The following is a 1,251-nucleotide window of genomic DNA, read 5'->3' on the forward strand; positions in this document are numbered from 1 at the left end:
GCCTGATTGAAACCAATATGACAACGTGTCGCAAAGTTTTGGTTGTAATCTTCGAACTGTGAAACAAGGAAGCGTTCTAGTGATTCTTCATTTGGAAATTGCTCTTTGCGTTTTGTATATTTCTTGATTTTTTTATTAAATGACTCAATCAGATTGGTGCTATAAATACTACGCCAAATCGCTTTTGGAAAGCTATAAAACGTCAGGAGATAGGCATTGTCCTGCAAAGATTTCACGACTTTAGGATAGGCTTTTCGCCATTTCGAACAGAAATCATTTAGCGCAAGTTGTCCTGCTTCTTTATTTGCCGCCTTGTAAATTGTTTTAAAGTCATCACAGATTTCTTGACGATCTTCTACACGAACCTTATGTGAAATATTGCGTGCCACGTGTACTAGACAAGTTTGGTACTGTGCTTTCGGAAAGACCGTAGAAATTGCATCCACCATGCCTTTTAAGCCATCAGAAATAAACAGAAGAACTTCTTCGACACCACGTTCCTTGAGTTCTGTGAGAAGTTCCTGCCAGTTGTACGCAGATTCAGTTGGTGCAATCGTGTAGGCCAGAACTTCTTTTGAGCCATCTTCACGAATACCAACAGCGATATAAACAGCTTCTTTTGACACTGTTTCACGACGCACTGGAATATATGTCGCATCTAAGTAAACGCAGACATAACGTGCGTTTAAGGGACGTTTATTAAAAGCTTCTACCTGTTCTGTGACCACTTTTGTCATGTTAGAAATCGTCTGCGGTGTGTAATGATGGCCATACATCTTTTCAATTAAACCAGCGATTTCTGACATTGTAATTCCTTTTTGGAAGAGATGAATGACCGTTGATTCTAGTGTGTCATTTGAGCGTTTATAGGGTACGACGGTCTGTTGCTTGAACTCACCGTTGCGATCACGTGGAATCTGGATGTTTAAATCACCATATTCGGTATGTAACGTGCGTGAATACGAACCATTGCGTGAATTGCCAGAGTTGAAGCCAATTCGATCATATTTTTCGTAATCTAAAAAAGCCGTTAGTTCTGTCGCGAGTAGCGTATTGACCGCTGTTTCTAAATGGGTACGAAAAACTTCGGTAATATCTTGTTTTTTTACTAGAGCTTCGACAATTTCTGTTGTAAACTGATTCATAGGGAAGACCTCTTTTCTAGGATTGGTTGTGGTGACTTAATTCTACCAAGAAAAGGTCTTTCTTTTTTGTCGTCTTATTCATTTACACAAAATATTTTATACTCTC

Annotated in this window: 1 protein-coding gene; it reads right to left on the reverse strand. The window is 39.1% G+C overall.

Going from position 1 to position 1,251, the window contains the following annotated elements; genetic code table 11:
- The coding region (locus tag AN161_RS26795) for an IS256 family transposase (protein ID WP_053597362.1) at positions 1–1,145 on the reverse strand (1,145 nt) is incomplete at its 3' end.
- Positions 1,146–1,251 lie beyond the last annotated feature (106 nt).

It is taken from the genome of Lysinibacillus sp. FJAT-14222, assembly GCF_001278875.1.
Classification (GTDB): domain Bacteria; phylum Bacillota; class Bacilli; order Bacillales_A; family Planococcaceae; genus Lysinibacillus; species Lysinibacillus agricola.